Here is a 17,289-nt window from a genome sequence, read left to right on the forward strand (position 1 = left end):
TCGCGAGCAAGCTCGCTCCCACAGTGGACCGCGTCAGGCCTGGACTTCCTGCCTCGATGACTTTGCACCTATGATCCCTGCGTCCCCTCAGAAACCTGACGCCATGTACCCCTCGCTCACTTCCTTCGCCCCCTGCGATTTGCCGACCCTGCTCAAAAGCCTGCAAGCCATCGCGCCGTTGCTCGACACCCTGTCGGACGTGGTGTTTTTCATCAAGGACAGGCAAGCCCGCTATGCCTTCGTCAACCAGACCCTGGCCCGGCGTTGCGGCTTCAAACAAAGCGCTGACCTGCTGGGCCTCACTGCCGAGCAGGTTTTTCCCGAGCGTTTCGGCCCGCTGTACACCGAGCAGGACCGACGGGTGCTGGCCAGCGGCCGGGAACTGGCCGACCAGCTCGAACTGCACCTGTACTACGGCAACCAGCCGGTGTGGTGCCTGACCCATAAACTCGCCCTGCATGCGCCCAACGGCCAGATCGTCGGCCTGGCCGGGATTTCCCGGGACTTGCAACTGCCGCAGTCGAGTCACCCTGCGTTCCACAAACTGGCGGCGGTGGATGCCCATATCAAGCAGCACTTCGCCCACCCCATCAGCCTTGCCGACCTGACCGCCATCGCCGGGTTGTCGGTGGCGCAGTTGGAGCGCCACTGCAAACGCATCTTCCAGCTCACGCCGCGGCAGATGATTCACAAGGCACGGCTGGAAGAAGCCTCGCGGTTGTTACTGGACCACGACCTGCCCATCACCGAAATCGCCCTGCGCTGCGGCTACACCGATCACAGCGCGTTCAGCCGGCAGTTCCGCGCCTTGACCAGCCTTTCGCCCAGCCAGTATCGCGAAAATCAGCGCTGACCGGTGTTCCCTGGTGGGGCATGGGGACTGCGATTGCTCCTATCTGTAACACCGCAAGCAAGCGTTGTTCGGCGTCTGACGCAGCTCCACGTCTTTTAATGCATGCACATCAAAGCCTTACCAATGACCACTGACTTAACCTCAAACCGGCACGCTGCTTGCTTTATTTAATATCGTATACGAAATCCTCAATACGATATTTCATCCGCATTTATTCGACAGCGAGGCATTTATGAAAAACCCTGCATTGGCTGTAGCCCTGAGCGTTGCCCTCACGCCCCTTTTCATCGCCCCCGCTCACGCCGACAAACTCGACGACATCATCGGCTCCGGCAAACTGCGCTGCGCCGTGACCCTGGACTTCCCGCCCATGGGTTTTCGTGACGCTGGCAATAAACCCGCTGGTTTTGACGTGGACTATTGCCACGACCTGGCGAAAGTCCTCGGCGTGGAACCCGAAGTGGTGGAAACACCGTTCCCGGACCGGATCCCGGCGCTGGTTTCCGGCCGTGCGGACGTGATCGTTGCCTCCACCTCCGACACCCTGGAACGGGCCAAGACCGTGGGCCTGACCGTGCCCTACTTCGCGTTTCAGATGGTGGTGCTGACCCGCGACGATACCGGTATCAACAGCTACGACGACCTCAAGGGCAAACCTCTGGGTAACACCAGCGGCACCTACGAAGCCATCGCCCTGGAAAAAGACCAGAAGAGTTGGGGCAGCGGCAGTTTCCGCGCCTACCAGTCGCAGAACGACACGCTGCTGGCCGTCGCCCAGGGCCACATCGATGCGACCGTGGTGACCAACACCGTGGCGGCCGCGACCATCAAGTCGGGCAAGTACAAGAACCTGAAAATCGCGGGCAACGCGCCCTATGTCATCGACTACGTGTCCCTGGGTGCCAAGCGCAACGAGTACGGGTTGATCAACTACCTCAACCTCTTCGTCAACCAGCAGGTACGCACTGGCCGTTACAAGGAGCTGTTCGTCAAATGGGTGGGCACCGATATCCCGCCGGCCGACCTGGTGGTGCCGCAGGTCTACTACTGAGGATTGGAGCATGCCAAGCACGCCTACCCGTGTGACGGGCCGAAGTCTGGTGGAGGGTGCCGCCCAGGGCGCCCTGCTGTACGCCGATGTGGGCCTGAGTTTCTGGGGCGGGGTCGACCCGGCCAGCGGCGAGGTGATTGACCGCCATCATCCGTTGAGCGGCGAACGCCTGGCCGGGCGCGTGCTGGCGATTCCCAGCGGGCGTGGCTCCTGCACCGGCAGCAGCGTGCTGATGGAGCTGATCAGCAACGGCCACGCCCCTGCGGCCCTGGTGCTGGCCGAGGCCGATGAAATCCTGACCCTGGGCGTGCTGGTGGCGCAGGTGATTTTCCAGCGCTCCCTGCCGGTGGTGTGTGTCGGGCACGAGGCCTTCAAGCGGTTGCGCGGCCAGGGTTTTGTGCGCATTGAAGGCGCTTGCCTGACCTTGTCAGGTCAGCGCCCCAACGATGGCTGGCATGGGCTGGACTTTCCAACCCCCGCGCTCAGCGGTTCAACCATCAGCCTCAGCCAACAGGACCAGGCGCTGCTGGACGGCAGCCACGGCAAGGCGGCCCAGGTCGCAATGCAGATTGTATTGCGCATGGCCCAGATCCAGGGCGCTACACAACTGCTGGATGTGACCCAGGCCCACATCGATGGCTGCATCTATACCGGCCCGGCCAGCCTGCGTTTTGCCGAACAACTGGTGCAGTGGGGCGCGAAGGTGCGCGTGCCCACCACGCTCAATTCGATCTCCGTGGACCAGCGGCGCTGGCGGGAACTGGGCGTCGATCCCGCCCTGGGTGAGCCGGCCAGCGCCTTGGGGGATGCCTACATGGCAATGGGTGCGCAGTTGAGTTTCACTTGTGCCCCCTACCTGCTCGACAGCGCGCCCAAGCCTGGCGAGCAGATCGTCTGGGCCGAATCCAACGCCGTGGTCTACGCCAACAGCGTGCTCGGTGCCCGCACGCAGAAGTACCCGGACTTCCTGGACATCTGCATCGCCCTCTGCGGCCGCGCGCCATTGACCGGCTGCCATCTTGACGCGCAGCGCAAAGCCGCGCTGATTATCGATGTGCCGCCGTTGGGGTCCGTGGACGACAGCTTCTATCCGCTGCTGGGTTATCACATCGGCAGCCTGACGGGCCGTCGCATCCCACTGATCCGCGGCCTGGAGCACGCCGCCCCGACGCGGGATGACTTGAAAGCCTTCGGCGCCGCGTTCGCCACCACCAGCGCCGCGCCGCTGTTCCACATCGCCGGGGTGACGCCCGAGGCCCTCGACCCGGTCGATGTCCTGGAACCGGGAGTCAGTTTGCCGCAGGACACTGTCAGCGCTGCCGGCCTGCTCGCCAGTTGGCGCGAACTCAACAGCGCCCGGCACCGCCAGGTGGACGTGGTCTCCCTGGGCAACCCGCATTTTTCCCTCAGCGAATTCGCTGCCCTGGCGGCCCTGTGCGCCGGCCGCCACAAGCATCCGGAGGTGGTGCTGGCGATCACCTGTGGCCGAGCGGTACTGGAACAGGCTCGCGAAGCGGGCCATCTGCAGGCTATCGAAGCCTTCGGCGCGCTCCTGGTCACCGACACCTGCTGGTGCATGTTGGGCGAGCCGGTCATTCCGCCCGAGGCCACCACCCTGATGACCAACTCCGGCAAATACGCCCATTACGCACCGGGTCTGGTCGGTCGCGGCGTGCACTTCGCCAGCCTTGCGCAGTGCGTTGAAGCCGCGTGCAGCGCAACGGCCAGCGGTCAACCGCCGACGTGGCTGCAACCGACTGTCCATACGGGGGGCCTAACCGATGTTTGACTACAGTTTCCAGTGGCGCCCGGCCTTGCGTGCCCTGCCCGACATGCTCGCCGGGGCCTGGGTCACCTTCGAGACCGCGGCGCTGTCGATGATCTTCGGCGTGCTGATCGCCCTGGTGCTGACGGTGATGCGCCAGGCCCGCCATCCGCTGCTGCGCGGCGTGGGCAATGGCTGGGTGTCGATCGCCCGCAACACGCCCTCGCTGTTCCAGATCTACATCCTTTACTTCGGCCTCGGCTCTCTCGGGCTGCACGTCAGTTCCTGGCTGGCGTTGCTGGCCGGTATCACCTTCAACAACGCCGGTTACCTGGCGGAAAACTTTCGCGGCGGCCTCAAGGCCGTGCCGAGTACCCAGATGCGCGCCGCCCGCTCCCTGGGCATGAGCGCCTGGCAGGCCTACCGGATGATCATCGTGCCGCAACTGCTGCGCATCGTGTTCTACCCGCTGACCAACCAGATGGTCTGGGCGGTGCTGATGACCTCCCTGGGTGTGGTCGTGGGCCTGAACAACGACCTGACCGGCGTCACCCAGGAATACAACGTCAAGACCTTCCGCACCTTCGAATACTTCGCCCTCGCGGCGGTGCTGTATTACCTGATCGCCAAGCTGATCGTCGGGCTGGCCCGGCTGTTGTCCTGGCGCCTATTCCGTTATTGAGTGTTTCGTTATTGAGGGCTCGTCATGTTTGAAACCAGCCTCACCCTTAACGATCTGCTGTTCTTGCTCGACGGGGCCTGGGTCACGCTGCAACTGACCGCGTGGTCGATCCTGCTGGGCTCCCTGGCCGGCTTGCTGTTCGGCCTGCTGCGGGCATTGCTGCCGCGGGCCAGCCTGCCACTGGCGTGGGTACTGGACGTGTTTCGCAGCGTTCCGCTGCTGATCCAGTTCGTGCTGTTCAACGCCCTCAAGAGCATCGTCGGCCTGAACCTGAGCGCCTTCGCGGTCGGTTGCATCGTGCTCGGCGTCTACGCCGCCGCCTACTTCACCGAGATCGTGCGCGGTGGCGTGCTGGCGGTGCCGTTGAGTACCCGGCGCGCCAGTCGCTCCCTGGGCCTGAGTTACCTGCAGGATCTGCGCTACATCGTCCTGCCGATTGCCACGCGGGTCGCATTCCCTGGCTGGCTGAACCTGGTGTTGGGCGTGATGAAAGACACCGCGCTGGTGATGTGGATCGGCATCGTCGAACTGCTGCGCGCCTCGCAAACCATCGTCACCCGCATCCAGGAACCGCTGCTGGTGCTGTGCATTGCGGGCCTCATTTACTACGTCATGAGCCTGGTGGTCGCCCGCCTTGGCGCACGTCTGGAAAGAAGGTGGCAGGAAAATGATTGAGATCGAGAACGTACACAAATCCTTTGGCGAGCTGGAAGTGGTCAAGGGCGTGAGCCTGACGGTGGACAAAGGGGAAGTGGTGTCGATCATCGGCGGCTCCGGCTCCGGCAAATCGACCCTGCTGATGTGCATCAACGGCCTTGAGCCGATCCACAAAGGCAGCATCCGCGTGGACGGCATCGAGGTTCACGACCGCGCCACCGACCTCAACCGCTTGCGGCAAAAGATCGGCATCGTGTTCCAGCAATGGAACGCTTTCCCCCATCTGACCGTGCTGGAAAACGTGATGCTGGCGCCTCGCAAAGTGCTGGGAAAAAGCAAGCAGGAGGCCGAAGCGCTGGCGCTGCGACAGCTGGAACATGTGGGCCTGGGAGACAAGCTCAAGGCCTTCCCCGGCAAGCTTTCCGGTGGTCAACAACAGCGCATGGCGATCGCCCGGGCCCTGGCGATGTCGCCGGACTACATGCTCTTCGACGAAGCCACCTCGGCCCTGGACCCGCAATTGGTGGGCGAAGTGCTGGACACCATGCGCATGCTCGCCGAAGACGGCATGACCATGGTGCTGGTGACCCACGAGATCCGCTTCGCCCGGGACGTGTCCGACCGCGTGGCGTTTTTCTGCGACGGGCGGGTCCATGAGATCGGGCCGCCGGATCAGGTGATTGGCAACCCTGTGCAGCCGGAGACGGCGGCGTTTCTCAAGTCGGTGAAATAGCGGACGGCCCTTTCGCGAGCAGGCTCGCTCCCACAGGTTCTGTGGCGTACGCAAAACAGTGTGGGAGCGAGCCTGCTCGCGATGAGGCCCGACCAGACAACCCAAGGAGCAGCCAATGCGCTCATCAAAAATCATCCATGTCGTCAGCTGCCACGCCGAAGGCGAAGTCGGCGATGTGATCGTCGGCGGCGTCGCACCACCGCCCGGCGCCACCGTATGGGAACAGTCACGCTGGATCGCCCAGGACCAGACCCTGCGCAACTTCGTCCTCAACGAGCCCCGTGGCGGCGTGTTCCGTCACGTCAACCTGCTGGTGCCGGCCAAGGACCCGCGGGCGCAGATGGCCTGGATCATCATGGAACCAGCCGACACACCGCCAATGTCCGGTTCCAACTCGTTGTGCGTCGCCACTGTGTTGCTCGATAGCGGCATCCTGCCCATGACCGAGCCCCAGACGCGCTTGGTCCTCGAAGCGCCCGGCGGGCTGATCGAAGCGGTGGCCGACTGCCGCGACGGCAAAGTCCAACGGGTGGAAATCAAGAACGTGCCCTCCTTCGCCGACCGCCTCGATGCCTGGATCGAAGTCGAGGGGCTGGGGTCGCTGCAGGTGGACACTGCCTACGGCGGCGACAGTTTCGTCATCGTCGACGCCCAGCGCCTGGGTTTTGCTATCCGTCCTGATGAAGCGGCAGAATTGGTGGCCGTGGGGTTGAAAATCACCCGGGCCGCCAACGAGCAACTGGGCTTTGTGCATCCGTTGAACCCGGACTGGTCGCATATCTCGTTTTGCCAGATCGCCGCGCCCATCGTCCTGGAGAACGGCATCGCCAGCGGTGCCAACGCCGTGGTGATCCAGCCCGGCAAGATCGATCGCTCCCCCACCGGCACCGGTTGCTCGGCGCGCATGGCGGTGTTGCACGCCAAGGGGTTGATGCAAGTGGGAGAGCGCTTCATCGGCCGCTCGATCATCGGCTCCGAGTTCCACTGTCGTATCGATTCATTGACCGAAGTGGCCGGACGCCCGGCAATTTATCCGTGCATCGCTGGGCGCGCGTGGATCACCGGCACGCATCAGTTGCTGCTCGACCCGGCAGATCCCTGGCCACAGGGGTATCGGCTTTCGGATACCTGGCCTGGCGCATGACTTTCGAACTTTGCACATCTCCCTGTGGCGAGGGAGCTTGCTCCCGCTGGGCTGCGCAGCAGCCCTCTTGGATTGCCTGACACATCGAGTTGTCAGGTCATTGTTGGGGCCGCTTCGCGCCCCAGCGGGAGCAAGCTCCCTCGCCACAGGGGATTTGTAGTGAATTAAATTTTTGCGCATACGAAACACCATAACCGGAGACAACCATGAGCAAACGCATCAACTGGAGCGGCGTATTCCCCGCCGTCACCACGCAGTTCAACGATGACTTTTCCATCAACCTGGAAAAAACCCATCAAGTGATTTCCAACGTCATCCGCGATGGCGTGTCAGGCCTGGTGGTCTGCGGCTCGGTGGGGGAAAACACCTCCCTGAGCGCCGAGGAGAAAATTGCCGTGACCGAAGTGGCGGTGGATGCTGCCCGGGGCCGGGTGCCGGTGATCTGCGGCGTGGCCGAGTTCACCAGCGTGCAGGCGGCCAAGGTCGCCAACGCAGTGCGCCGGGTCGGCGTCGACGGCGTGATGCTGATGCCAGCGCTGGTCTATGGCTCCAAGCCGTTCGAGACCGCCGAGCATTTCCGCTACGTGGCCCGGCATGCCGACGTGCCGTTGATGGTCTACAACAACCCGCCGATCTACAAGAATGACGTGACCCCGGACATCCTGATTTCCCTGGCCGATTGCGACAACGTGGTGTGCTTCAAGGATTCGTCCGGCGACACCCGGCGCTTCATCGACGTGCGCAATGAAGTGGGCGACCGCTTTGTGTTGTTTGCAGGCCTGGACGACGTGGTGCTGGAAAGCCTGGCCGTGGGTGCCGAAGGCTGGGTCTCGGGGATGTCCAACGTGTTCCCCCAAGAAGGCGAAACCATTTTCCGCCTGGCCCGCGCCGGACGTTTTGCCGAAGCGATGCCGATCTATGAATGGCTGATGCCGATCCTGCACCTGGACGCCCGCGCCGACCTGGTGCAGTGCATCAAACTGTGCGAAGCCATCGCCGGTCGCGGCAGCGCCCTCACCCGCCCACCACGCCTGGCGCTGCCGGAGGAGGATCGCGTGTACGTCGAGCAGATCATGGCCAAGGCCCTGGCCAATCGGCCGGTGTTGCCGGATGTGGGGCTTTGACCGCAGGACATGGCGCTGACCGGCGGTGATAGCGCCGCCGCCATCGCGAGCAGGCTCGCTCCCACATTCACCACAAATCCCTGTGGGAGCGAGCCTGCTCGCGATAGCGGTCTGCCTGAATCGACTATGCTGGATGTGCCGCCCTCATCGTGAGCCAGCTCGCACACAAGGTGCCCCATGAACTATTTCCTGGCCCAGGCCCTGAACAATCAGTGGGCCAATCACCGACTACTCACTGCCTGCGCGCCGTTGAGCGAGGCCCAATACCAGGCACCGCGCACGGGGTTCTTCCCGTCCATCCAGGCCACGCTTTGCCACATCCTGGAAGTGGACCGCTATTACCTCACCGCCCTGGAAGGCGACCGTGACGGCCAGATAAAGGATTTTTCCGAGACCCTGGCCTTTGCCCAATTGCTGCACAACCAGACTCAAACCGACCAGCGACTGGTGGCATTCTGCGAAGCCCTGCGGGAAACCGACCTCGCCCGCTCCGTCGATCTGGTGCGTGTCGACGAGGTGGTGCGCGAACGAATCGACCGACTGCTGTTGCACCTGTTCGAACATCAGATCCATCATCGCGGACAGGTCCACACCATGCTCAGTGCCACCCACGTCAAGCCGCCGCAACTCGATGAGTTCTTCCTCGACTGCGACCGCAGGTTTCGCGAAGAAGACGAGCAGTCACTGCAGCTCGGCGAAGACCGCGTCTGGCGCAACTACCTGCCGGGCTGAACCGATGATCCAACAGGAGACCTGCCATGAAACACATACTCGGTTGCATCGGCTTATCGTTGATGCTGGTGGCAACGACAGCCCTGGCCCATCACGGCTGGAGCGAGTACGACACTGACAACACCCTGCAACTCAACGGAACGATAGAAGAATCCGGCTATTCGCATCCCCATGGCTTCGTGCGCCTGAAAACGGCGGACAAAACCTGGACCGTGGTCCTCGCCCCGCCGTCACGCATGGAGAACCGAGGCCTGAGCAAGGACATGCTCAAGCCTGGCAACCAGGTGGGCGTGGGCGGCTATGCAAACCGCAACAAACCCGATGAGTTGCGCGCAGAACGCATCACCGTCGACAACAAGACCGTCGAGTTGCGCTGATGCAGGCCATCGAGGCAGGCAACGACCCGCAGGGCTGGCTGGACCAACTGGAAGGTTCGTCCCTGGCGCTGGCCATGCGCGGCGAACTGTGGCTCTACCCGTTGGTGGAGGTGGTGCACATCATCGGGTTTTCGCTGTTGGTGGGCGCGGTGGTGATGTTCGATTTGCGGGTGCTTGGGGTGTCCAAGGACATTGCCGTGACGGCGCTGGCCCGCCACCTACTGCCCTGGGCCCTTGCGGCCCTGCTGTTGATCGTACCCGCCGGTTTGATGATGTTCAGCGCCCATCCCCATGACTTCGCCGGCAATGGCGTGTTTATCCTCAAGCTGTGCCTGATTGCGGCGGCGGGCCTCAACGCCCTGGCGTTTCACCTCGGGATTTATCGCACGGTCAGCCAATGGAACACCGCCAGCGCGGCACCAGGACTGGCAAAAGCGCAGGCGGTGCTGTCCGTGGCGATATGGTTCACGGTGGTGTTGTGTGGGCGCTTGCTGGCCTATACCTGAGATAAAAAGTGCGATGGCCTTGCCGGCCATCGCCAATCGCCCACCTCAGGCGCGCTCAGATCCGTGCGGGTGACACGATGATTTTCACGTTGTGCTCCTTGTTGTTGACCAGTTCCTCGAACCCCTGGCCAACGATCTGCTCCAGCTGGATGCGCCCGGTCACCAGCGGCGAGATGTCCAGGCGCCCATCGGCGATGAAGGCAATCACGTCGGCGAATTCACCGTTGTAGGCCAGCGCGCCAAGTACCTGCTTCTCGGTGGAGACCAGTTCAAAGAAGTTGAACTCGCTCGGTTCCTCGAAAATCCCCACCAGCACACATTTGCCCGCCTTGCGGATCAGGTCGATGGCGAGTTTGGCGGTGTGCTTGTTGCCGATGCACTCGAAACTGACGTCGGCCCCCAGACCAGCGGTCAAACGACGGACTTCGGCCAGGGCGTCGCACTCGTTCGGATCGATCACATGACTGGCCCCGACTTCCAGGGCCTTGGCCTTGCGCGCACCGGACATTTCCAGGGCGATCACCTGCGCCGCGCCGGCGGCCTTGGCGCACATGATGGTGCACAGGCCGATCGTACCGGCGCCGACCACCACTACGTTCTGGCCCAGCAGGCTGCCGGCCTTTTTCACCGCATGCATGCCCACCGCCAACGGCTCGATCAGCGCGCCGGCTTCGGCGGGAAAATCGGCAGGCAGTTTGTAAAGCAGATTGGCCGGCACATTGACCAGCTCCGCGAACGCACCGTTGTTCATCAGCCCGGTGAACGCCAGGTTTTCGCAGATGTTGTAGAGCCCGTGGGTGCAGTAATAGCAGGTGCCACAGTGCTGACAGGCATCGGCCGCCACCGGCTCGCCGACGCTGAAGCCCTCGACACCAGCCCCCAATTCGACGATTTCACCGCAGAACTCATGGCCGAGGATGCACTGGCCCTTGATGCCGGTCAGCGGATGCGGCGCGTCCACCGGAATGAACACCGGCCCGGCCACATATTCATGCAGGTCAGAGCCACAGATGCCGCACCACTGCACGCGGATCTGCACCCAGCCGGCGGGCGGCGCTACGGGCAGCGGCACGTCTTCGACGCGGATGTCGTTGCGGCCATGCCAGACAGCGGCGCGCATGCTGCGGGTAGGCTTGATTGAAACGTTCATAGCGTTGCCTCCAGAATTTTGTAGGGGCGACGAATCACCGCGCCGCCCGCTTGATCAGTGCTGCTCAATGAACCCGAGGATCAACCGGTTGACCTGCTCGGCCGCTTCCATTTGCACCATGTGTCCCTGGCCGGGCAGCACCTCGACCTGGGCACTCAGCCCATCGCTGTGGGTGGCCGGGATGATCGCGTCGTCGCTGCCCCAGATCACCAGCGTCGGCACGTGGCCGGCCTGCACCACTTCGCGTAAATCCACCTGCTGGCGGCCGTCGGCGAACAGCGTCGCTGACAGTTGCAACAGCGCAGCGTCCACGCCCTCCAGGCGCTTGTACTTGAGCATGTCATCGAGCATCTGCCGATTGACCAGCTCGGCATTGGAGAACAGTTGCACCAGTTGCGGCTTGAGGGCGTTGCGGTTGGCCGCTTCGACAAAACCTTTGAGGTAGCTGCCATTGATCTGCGCGCCCAGCCCGGCACTGCCGATCAAGGTCAGCGACCGCACTCGCTGGGGCATCAGGCGCGCGGCGTTCAGCGACACCGCCCCACCCATGGAATGCCCCACCAGATGCACAGCGTTGATGTCCAGGTGATCGAGCAAGGCCAGCACCACGCCGCTCAGTTCGTCCAGGTCACCGCGTTGCAGTGTCTTGGCGGATTCGCCATGGCCCGGCAGGTCCAGGGCGATGACCCGACGCCCGGCCGCCAGTGCTTCGTGGTTGAACAGCCAATTGTTCAGGTCGCCGCCGAAACCATGCACCAGCAGCAGCGGCGTGCCGCCTTCGCCACGCTCGAAAAAGCGGATCACCCGGCCATCCAGTTCGACTTTCTGCGGTTTCGGGCCGCTGTCTTCGTCGGCAGCGTCGCCGGGCACAAAGGACGACTGGAACTGCTCGATGACCGCATCGATCTCGGCATCGCTCGCTTCACCGTCGACGACAATCCCGAGCAAGGCGCCGACCGCCAGGGTTTCGTCCTGTCGGGCAACCTGCCGCCGCAAGATCCCGGAGAACGGCGCTTCGACGCTGCTGGAAATCTTGTCGGTTTCCACGTCCATCACTTCATCACCCTTGGTGATGGCCTGGCCCTCCTCCTTGAGCCAGGCATCGACCCGGCCTTCGGTCATCGACAGGCCCCACTTGGGCATGGTCAGGGTATGAATCTGGCTCATCAGCGCTTGCTCCACTCGATCACGTTGAGCACGGCTTGTTCGATCTTCGCCGCGTCAGGGATGTACAGGTCTTCCAGGGCATCGGAGAACGGCACCGGGGTATGGGGCGCGGTGACCATTTCAATCGGCGCCTTGAGCGCGCCAAAGGCTTTTTGCGCCACCAGCGCGGAAATGTCGGTGGCCATTGAGCAGCGTGGGTTGGCCTCATCGATGACCACCAGGCGCCCGGTTTTCTCGACGCTTTCCAGGATGCTGTCCTCGTCCATCGGGCTGGTGGTGCGCAGGTCGATGACCTCGCAGTCGATGCCGCGCCCGGCCAGGCTGCGGGCCGCGTCCATGGCGGTATTGACCATGCGCCCGTACGACACCAGGGTCACGTCTTTGCCGTCGCGTAGGAAATTGGCCTCGCCGAAGGGAATGGTGTAGAGCTCTTCCGGCACCTCGCCCTGCATGCTGTAGAGCAATTTGTGCTCGCAGAAGATCACCGGGTCGTTGTCGCGGATCGCCTGGATCAGCAGGCCCTTGGCGTCGTAAGGCGATGACGGACACACCACTTTCAGCCCCGGAATGTGCGTCCACAAGGAGGTGAGCATTTGGGAATGCTGGGCGGCGGCACGCAAGCCGGCGCCGACCATGGTGCGGATCACCAGCGGCGTGGAGGCCTTGCCGCCGAACATGTAGCGAAACTTCGCCGCCTGGTTGAGGATCTGGTCCAGGCAGCACCCGGCGAAGTCGACGAACATCAGTTCGCACACCGGGCGCACGCCACAGGTCGCCGCCCCGACCGCCGCGCCGACGTAACCGATTTCCGACAGCGGCGTATCCAGCACACGCCCGGGAAACTGGTCGTAAAGCCCCTTGGTGACACCGAGCACACCGCCCCAGGCGTCGTTTTCACCGGGCGCGCCGGCACCGCCGGCGACGTCCTCGCCCATGATGAAGACGCTGGAATCGCGGCGCATTTCCTGGGCCAGGGCTTCGTTGATTGCCTGCTGATAGCTGATTTTTCTCGCCATGATGGGATTCTCTGTTCTTGTTTTATGAAGAGCGTTCAGGGATAGGAGACGTAGACGTCGGTCAGCAGGTCCGCCGCGGTGGGCTTGGGATCGGACTTGGCTTTGTACACGGCGTTTTCGATCAGCAACTCGATCTCCTTGTCGATCTGGTCCAACTGCTCGACGGTGAGCAATCCGGCCCGCGTGGTGCGCTCGCGAAACTGCATCAGGCAATCCTGGTTCTCGCGAAAATGCTTGACCTCGTCGGGTGCCCGATAAGTCTGGGCATCGCCCTCGAAGTGGCCGTAGTAACGGGTCAGCTTGACCTCGATCAGCGAAGGCCCCTCCCCGGCACGGGCGCGTTCGACGGCGGCCCCGGCGGCTTCATGCACGGCAAAGAAGTCAAAGCCATCCACCGTCACCCCGGGCATGCCGAAACCGGCGGCACGGTCGGCAATGTGATCGCAGGCCACCGACCAATTGGACGCGGTGGCTTCGGCGTAGCCATTGTTTTCAGCGATGAACAGGCACGGCAGGTTCCACACCGAGGCCATGTTCATGGCTTCGAATACCGCGCCTTCGTTGGAGCCACCATCACCGAAAAACACCACGGCGACGCTGTCGGTGCCCTTGAGCCGGGCGGCCAGCGCGGCGCCCACCACCAGGGGCGCGCCCGCCCCGACAATGCCATTGGCGCCGAGCATGCCTTTCTCGAAATCGGCAATGTGCATGGAGCCGCCCTTGCCTTGGCAGACGCCGGTCTTCTTGCCGTAGATCTCGGCCATCATCCCGTACACGTCCACGCCCTTGGCGATGCAATGACCGTGGCCACGGTGGTTGGAGGCGATGCAATCGTCATCGCCCAAATGGGCCATGACGCCGGCGGCCGACGCCTCTTCGCCGGCATACAGGTGGACGAAACCGGGAATCTCGCCAGTGGCGAATTCCACGTGCAGGCGCTCTTCAAAGGCGCGGATGGTGCGCATCACCTGATAGGCGTGCAGCAGTTGATCGTGGGTGAGCGGTGTCGACATTTTTATTCTCCTGGGGTGTCTTCTTGAAGATTCAGAGGGTGTTGCGGGTGTTCGCGGCCGATGGCCAGCAAACGCTGTTGCGCGGCGTAGGCCAGCACCGCGTTGACATCGATGCTCAGCGGGCCGCCGGCATCGAGGGTGACCGTGGGCCGGTCCTGCGCGTTGAATTCGATTTCCCGTTCGCCGTCCAGGGCCAGGGTGCCTCTGGAGAGCGACAGGCCATGGGCGATGCCAGGCTCCAGGGGCCCGGCGGCGAGCACGCCACAGCCTTGCAACAGACCAGGGGCCAGCGGCACCAGCAACGCTTCGGGCGATTGCGGGTCCAGGCGCATCCAGGCACCACCCGCTGCCTGGCGTGACACCGGGAACCACAAGCCGCACAGCGCCGACAGGCCGATGGATTGCGGCTCGGCGAAGGTCACGAACACCTCGGCCAGGTCCTGCGCCCGACTGATGGCCCGGGCGCCGACAAAGCGCAGCGGCGACACGGCGACGTCCACCAGGGCGACTTCGCGCAAACCGCGTCCGGCATCGCAGACCAACAGGCGTTTGTTGCGACGCAGGCCGATCTGCGCAGGTATCCGGCCGCTGGCGTACAACCCACCGGCCAATCCGGCACTGGTGGCTTCGCGCAGTTCGGGGAAGGCGTTATTGGTGCCCGTGGAGAGGGTCAGCAGCGGGATATCACCGACTTCGGCGGCCACGGCCTTGTGGGTGCCGTCGCCGCCCAGCACGGCGATCAGGCTCACCTCGCGTTCTGCCATCAGGCGCGCAGCCTGACGCGTATCTTCGACGGTCTGGCGCAGCGTCAGGTCGAGAAACTCCAAGGCCGGCCAATGGCTGCTGCGCGCCTGGCGGCTGTGGCTGTTCTTCAGCACGGCGGCGGCAATGCCGGTCATGTCGGTCGGCATCAGGACCTGCTCGATACCGGTGGCACCAAAGGCGGCCAGCAGCCGCTGGATCACCGAAACCTTGTCGGTGCTGGAAAACAACCCGGCGTTGGCGGTCAGGCGTCGCACATCGCGCCCCGACGCCGGGTTGGCAATGATGCCCACGGTCAGTGGACGGCGACTCATGGCGCCACCGGCAGTTGAGTAGATGGACGACCTGGGCAGCAAAACCCTCGGTGCAGAGACATGGGACACCTCATTTTTTATTATTGGCAGTCCGAACGGGTCGGCTGCAGACGCTAGAGCAAGGGCGGTGCCAGATACCGATAGAACCGGCGAAAGGCCCGGAACAGAGCCCTCGCAGCGCCTCCTCCGAGGGAATCCACCCACGCGCTGTGAGACGCGACATGTCAGCCTGCACGAGGTTCTGGCGAGACCGTGAGACGTGGCGTCTCACACTTGCCGGTGCGGCTCGCCGAGCTTGTCTGCGCACAACGAACGGCGCTTAATGAGCGCACAACGATAAGAAGCTGAAACGGAGGCCCGTATGCTTTCCGCTCACTCCCGGGCGCATGTGGATTGCGTCAGCCGCGTACTGAAAAACGCGGCGCAACTGCCACAGCTGCCCGTCCCGGACCTGATCCTCGACTCCTGGCGTCGCTCCATGGAGCAACATCATCTGGACCCCGGTTCGCTGCAGGGCCCGCGCATCCTGTCCCAGGACGTGCTCAAGCAATGCCGCGAGCGCTCGGAACTGTTCCTTAATATCGCCAGCGAAGAAGTCGCCCGGCTGCATGGTCGGGTGCGGGATGCCGACTACTGCGTGCTGCTCACCGATGCCCAGGGCCAGACCATCGATTACCGGGTGGAAACCACCATTCGCAATGACTGCCGCAAGGCCGGGCTGTACTTGGGCACCTGCTGGTCGGAGGGGGAAGAAGGCACCTGCGGCGTGGCGGCGGTGCTCACGGCCAAAGCCCCGGTGACGGTGCACAAGCGCGATCATTTCCGGGCGGCGTTCATCGGCCTGACCTGCTCCGCCGCGCCGGTTTTCGACCCGCAAGGGCAGTTGCTCGGGGTTCTGGATGTCTCGGCGGTGCGTTCACCGGATGATCGACGCTCACAGCACCTGATCCGGCAGATGGTGGTCCAGAGCGCTCGGGAAATCGAACAGGCGTTTTTCATGAGCAGCGCCCAGGGCTACTGGGTACTGCGGGCCCATCGCAACGCCGGCTACGTCGACAGCCAGCCGGACTTGCTGTTCGCCTGGGACGACCACGGTTGCCTGCAAGCCCTGAACCCCGCAGCCCGCCAGTACCTGCTGCAACACTACGGCCAACTGCCGCAGCACATCAGCCAGGTGTTCGACCAGCAACTGCTGCACCGTGCCCGCGACGAGCGTCTGTATCCGCTGTCCAGTCCCGGCATCGAGTCGCCTTTGCATGGTCGCTTGAGCGCGCCGCGACAGCGGGCCAATCCGCGCCCCCGGGTTGCCATGGCCCCGGTGGAGCTGGATCCTCGATTGGCCGACAGCCTGCGTCTGGCGGTACGGGTCAAGGATCGCAACTTGCCGGTGCTGATCCAAGGCGAAACCGGCTCTGGCAAGGAGGTATTTGCCCGCCAACTGCATCAGGCCAGCCAGCGCCGTGACCGGCCGTTCGTGGCATTGAACTGCGCGGCGATTCCCGAAAGCCTGATCGAAAGCGAGTTGTTCGGCTACGTTGCCGGGGCCTTCACCGGGGCCTCGGCGAAAGGTATGCAGGGCCTGCTGCAACAAGCCGATGGCGGCACACTGTTTCTGGATGAAATCGGTGACATGCCGCTGGCTTTGCAGACGCGCCTGCTACGGGTATTGGCCGAAGGTGAAGTGGCGCCACTGGGGGCGTCACGGCGCAGGGCCGTGGACATTCAGGTGATCTGCGCCACCCACCGCGACCTGGAGACATTGGTTGCCGCCGGCGGGTTTCGCGAGGATCTGTACTTTCGCCTCGGCGGCGCCCGCTTCCAACTGCCGCCGCTGCGTGAGCGCAGTGATCGGCTGGCGTTGATCAACCGCATTCTGGATGAGGAATCGGCGCAGTGCGGGGGGATGGCGCAATTGAGCGGCGCAGCCCTGGAATGCCTGCTCGGTTATCACTGGCCGGGCAATATCCGTCAGTTGCGTCATGTGCTGCGCTACGCCTGCGCGGTGAGCGAGGCGAGTGTGATCCAGCTCAGTCACCTGCCCGAGTCATTGCACTGCACACAAGCGCCTGTCGACGCACCACAACCCAGCGCCAGCCCGGAGCGTCAGATGCTGCTCGATGCGCTGGTGCGGCATCGCTGGAAGCCCACCGCCGCTGCACGGGCGCTGGGCATTTCCCGAGCGACCCTGTATCGAAGGGTTCACCTGCATGGCATCGAAATGCCCGGCAGAAGCCCGGCGTGAA

The 17,289-nt window shown here is 63.5% G+C and carries 17 protein-coding genes; 12 read left to right on the forward strand and 5 right to left on the reverse strand.

Going from position 1 to position 17,289, the window contains the following annotated elements:
- Positions 1–103 precede the first annotated feature (103 nt).
- The 11 genes from PSEUDOMOFG3G_RS15100 (at position 104) to PSEUDOMOFG3G_RS15150 (ending at position 9,624) form a co-directional block, all read left to right on the forward strand.
- A complete protein-coding gene (locus tag PSEUDOMOFG3G_RS15100; RefSeq protein WP_139050466.1) occupies positions 104–853 on the forward strand; it encodes an AraC family transcriptional regulator in 750 nt (249 codons plus the stop codon).
- A 232-nt stretch (positions 854–1,085) separates the two neighbouring features.
- Positions 1,086–1,904 (forward strand): transporter substrate-binding domain-containing protein, encoded by an 819-nt coding sequence (locus PSEUDOMOFG3G_RS15105; protein ID WP_047228976.1) that lies wholly within the window; start codon positions 1,086–1,088, stop codon positions 1,902–1,904.
- Between the two features lie 10 nt (positions 1,905–1,914).
- Positions 1,915–3,693 carry an aconitase X gene (locus tag PSEUDOMOFG3G_RS15110; RefSeq protein ID WP_139050467.1) on the forward strand — a complete coding sequence of 593 codons (1,779 nt, stop codon included), beginning with the start codon at positions 1,915–1,917 and terminating at the stop codon, positions 3,691–3,693.
- Complete coding sequence (locus PSEUDOMOFG3G_RS15115; RefSeq protein WP_047228974.1) at positions 3,686–4,351, forward strand: amino acid ABC transporter permease; 666 nt, start codon at positions 3,686–3,688, stop codon at positions 4,349–4,351. The genes PSEUDOMOFG3G_RS15110 and PSEUDOMOFG3G_RS15115 overlap by 8 nt, the downstream gene beginning before the upstream one ends.
- Before the next feature lie 24 nt (positions 4,352–4,375).
- Entirely contained in the window at positions 4,376–5,026 is a 651-nt protein-coding gene (locus PSEUDOMOFG3G_RS15120) for an amino acid ABC transporter permease (RefSeq protein ID WP_139050468.1), read from the forward strand.
- Positions 5,019–5,741, forward strand: coding sequence for an amino acid ABC transporter ATP-binding protein (locus tag PSEUDOMOFG3G_RS15125; protein WP_139050469.1), 723 nt, complete (start codon positions 5,019–5,021; stop codon positions 5,739–5,741). The genes PSEUDOMOFG3G_RS15120 and PSEUDOMOFG3G_RS15125 overlap by 8 nt, the downstream gene beginning before the upstream one ends.
- Before the next feature lie 115 nt (positions 5,742–5,856).
- Positions 5,857–6,885, forward strand: coding sequence for a proline racemase family protein (locus PSEUDOMOFG3G_RS15130; protein WP_139050470.1), 1,029 nt, complete (start codon positions 5,857–5,859; stop codon positions 6,883–6,885).
- Between the two features lie 206 nt (positions 6,886–7,091).
- Positions 7,092–8,009 carry a dihydrodipicolinate synthase family protein gene (locus PSEUDOMOFG3G_RS15135; protein ID WP_047228970.1) on the forward strand — a complete coding sequence of 306 codons (918 nt, stop codon included), beginning with the start codon at positions 7,092–7,094 and terminating at the stop codon, positions 8,007–8,009.
- Between the two features lie 177 nt (positions 8,010–8,186).
- Entirely contained in the window at positions 8,187–8,741 is a 555-nt protein-coding gene (locus PSEUDOMOFG3G_RS15140; protein ID WP_139050471.1) for a DinB family protein, read from the forward strand.
- Between the two features lie 26 nt (positions 8,742–8,767).
- Positions 8,768–9,118, forward strand: coding sequence for a DUF6152 family protein (locus tag PSEUDOMOFG3G_RS15145; RefSeq protein ID WP_139050472.1), 351 nt, complete (start codon positions 8,768–8,770; stop codon positions 9,116–9,118).
- The gene (locus tag PSEUDOMOFG3G_RS15150; protein ID WP_047228967.1) at positions 9,118–9,624 is read left to right on the forward strand and encodes a DUF6644 family protein; all 507 of its coding nucleotides are present in this window, start codon (positions 9,118–9,120) and stop codon (positions 9,622–9,624) included. The genes PSEUDOMOFG3G_RS15145 and PSEUDOMOFG3G_RS15150 overlap by 1 nt, the downstream gene beginning before the upstream one ends.
- A gap of 55 nt (positions 9,625–9,679) precedes the next feature.
- Here the strand turns inward: PSEUDOMOFG3G_RS15150 and PSEUDOMOFG3G_RS15155 are convergent, their stop codons facing one another.
- From PSEUDOMOFG3G_RS15155 to PSEUDOMOFG3G_RS15175, 5 genes are all read right to left on the reverse strand, one after another.
- Positions 9,680–10,744, reverse strand: coding sequence for a 2,3-butanediol dehydrogenase (locus tag PSEUDOMOFG3G_RS15155; RefSeq protein WP_230682633.1), 1,065 nt, complete (start codon positions 10,742–10,744; stop codon positions 9,680–9,682).
- A gap of 84 nt (positions 10,745–10,828) precedes the next feature.
- Positions 10,829–11,941: an acetoin dehydrogenase dihydrolipoyllysine-residue acetyltransferase subunit gene (locus PSEUDOMOFG3G_RS15160; RefSeq protein WP_139050473.1), complete on the reverse strand. Its 1,113-nt coding sequence runs from the start codon at positions 11,939–11,941 to the stop codon at positions 10,829–10,831.
- Positions 11,941–12,957 (reverse strand): alpha-ketoacid dehydrogenase subunit beta, encoded by a 1,017-nt coding sequence (locus PSEUDOMOFG3G_RS15165; protein WP_047228964.1) that lies wholly within the window; start codon positions 12,955–12,957, stop codon positions 11,941–11,943. Before PSEUDOMOFG3G_RS15165 ends, PSEUDOMOFG3G_RS15160 begins: the two co-directional genes overlap by 1 nt.
- 35 nt (positions 12,958–12,992) lie before the next feature.
- Positions 12,993–13,970 (reverse strand): thiamine pyrophosphate-dependent dehydrogenase E1 component subunit alpha, encoded by a 978-nt coding sequence (locus tag PSEUDOMOFG3G_RS15170; protein WP_047228963.1) that lies wholly within the window; start codon positions 13,968–13,970, stop codon positions 12,993–12,995.
- 2 nt (positions 13,971–13,972) lie between these two features.
- Positions 13,973–15,046 carry an ATP-NAD kinase family protein gene (locus PSEUDOMOFG3G_RS15175; RefSeq protein ID WP_139050474.1) on the reverse strand — a complete coding sequence of 358 codons (1,074 nt, stop codon included), beginning with the start codon at positions 15,044–15,046 and terminating at the stop codon, positions 13,973–13,975.
- Positions 15,047–15,407: 361 nt separating this feature from the next.
- On the opposite strand from PSEUDOMOFG3G_RS15175, the gene PSEUDOMOFG3G_RS15180 reads away from it, so the two are divergent.
- Positions 15,408–17,288, forward strand: a complete 1,881-nt coding sequence (locus PSEUDOMOFG3G_RS15180; protein WP_139050475.1) for a sigma-54-dependent Fis family transcriptional regulator — start codon at positions 15,408–15,410, stop codon at positions 17,286–17,288.
- Position 17,289: the final 1 nt, after the last annotated feature.

Origin of the sequence: Pseudomonas sp. FG-3G, assembly GCF_901007645.1 — a bacterium.
In the GTDB taxonomy this organism is placed as follows: domain Bacteria; phylum Pseudomonadota; class Gammaproteobacteria; order Pseudomonadales; family Pseudomonadaceae; genus Aquipseudomonas; species Aquipseudomonas rhizophila.

Excerpts from the sequence above, each read along its gene's own strand:
- PSEUDOMOFG3G_RS15125 (WP_139050469.1), top strand. The coding sequence starts at position 5,019 with ATGATTGAGATCGAGAACGTACACAAATCCTTTGGCGAGCTGGAAGTG.
- PSEUDOMOFG3G_RS15120 (WP_139050468.1), top strand. The coding sequence starts at position 4,376 with ATGTTTGAAACCAGCCTCACCCTTAACGATCTGCTGTTCTTGCTCGAC.
- PSEUDOMOFG3G_RS15180 (WP_139050475.1), top strand. The coding sequence starts at position 15,408 with ATGCTTTCCGCTCACTCCCGGGCGCATGTGGATTGCGTCAGCCGCGTA.
- PSEUDOMOFG3G_RS15110 (WP_139050467.1), top strand. The coding sequence starts at position 1,915 with ATGCCAAGCACGCCTACCCGTGTGACGGGCCGAAGTCTGGTGGAGGGT.
- PSEUDOMOFG3G_RS15135 (WP_047228970.1), top strand. The coding sequence starts at position 7,092 with ATGAGCAAACGCATCAACTGGAGCGGCGTATTCCCCGCCGTCACCACG.
- PSEUDOMOFG3G_RS15155 (WP_230682633.1), bottom strand. The coding sequence starts at position 10,744 with ATGCGCGCCGCTGTCTGGCATGGCCGCAACGACATCCGCGTCGAAGAC.
- PSEUDOMOFG3G_RS15165 (WP_047228964.1), bottom strand. The coding sequence starts at position 12,957 with ATGGCGAGAAAAATCAGCTATCAGCAGGCAATCAACGAAGCCCTGGCC.
- PSEUDOMOFG3G_RS15140 (WP_139050471.1), top strand. The coding sequence starts at position 8,187 with ATGAACTATTTCCTGGCCCAGGCCCTGAACAATCAGTGGGCCAATCAC.
- PSEUDOMOFG3G_RS15115 (WP_047228974.1), top strand. The coding sequence starts at position 3,686 with ATGTTTGACTACAGTTTCCAGTGGCGCCCGGCCTTGCGTGCCCTGCCC.
- PSEUDOMOFG3G_RS15160 (WP_139050473.1), bottom strand. The coding sequence starts at position 11,941 with ATGAGCCAGATTCATACCCTGACCATGCCCAAGTGGGGCCTGTCGATG.
- PSEUDOMOFG3G_RS15170 (WP_047228963.1), bottom strand. The coding sequence starts at position 13,970 with ATGTCGACACCGCTCACCCACGATCAACTGCTGCACGCCTATCAGGTG.
- PSEUDOMOFG3G_RS15100 (WP_139050466.1), top strand. The coding sequence starts at position 104 with ATGTACCCCTCGCTCACTTCCTTCGCCCCCTGCGATTTGCCGACCCTG.
- PSEUDOMOFG3G_RS15130 (WP_139050470.1), top strand. The coding sequence starts at position 5,857 with ATGCGCTCATCAAAAATCATCCATGTCGTCAGCTGCCACGCCGAAGGC.
- PSEUDOMOFG3G_RS15150 (WP_047228967.1), top strand. The coding sequence starts at position 9,118 with ATGCAGGCCATCGAGGCAGGCAACGACCCGCAGGGCTGGCTGGACCAA.
- PSEUDOMOFG3G_RS15145 (WP_139050472.1), top strand. The coding sequence starts at position 8,768 with ATGAAACACATACTCGGTTGCATCGGCTTATCGTTGATGCTGGTGGCA.
- PSEUDOMOFG3G_RS15175 (WP_139050474.1), bottom strand. The coding sequence starts at position 15,046 with ATGAGTCGCCGTCCACTGACCGTGGGCATCATTGCCAACCCGGCGTCG.
- PSEUDOMOFG3G_RS15105 (WP_047228976.1), top strand. The coding sequence starts at position 1,086 with ATGAAAAACCCTGCATTGGCTGTAGCCCTGAGCGTTGCCCTCACGCCC.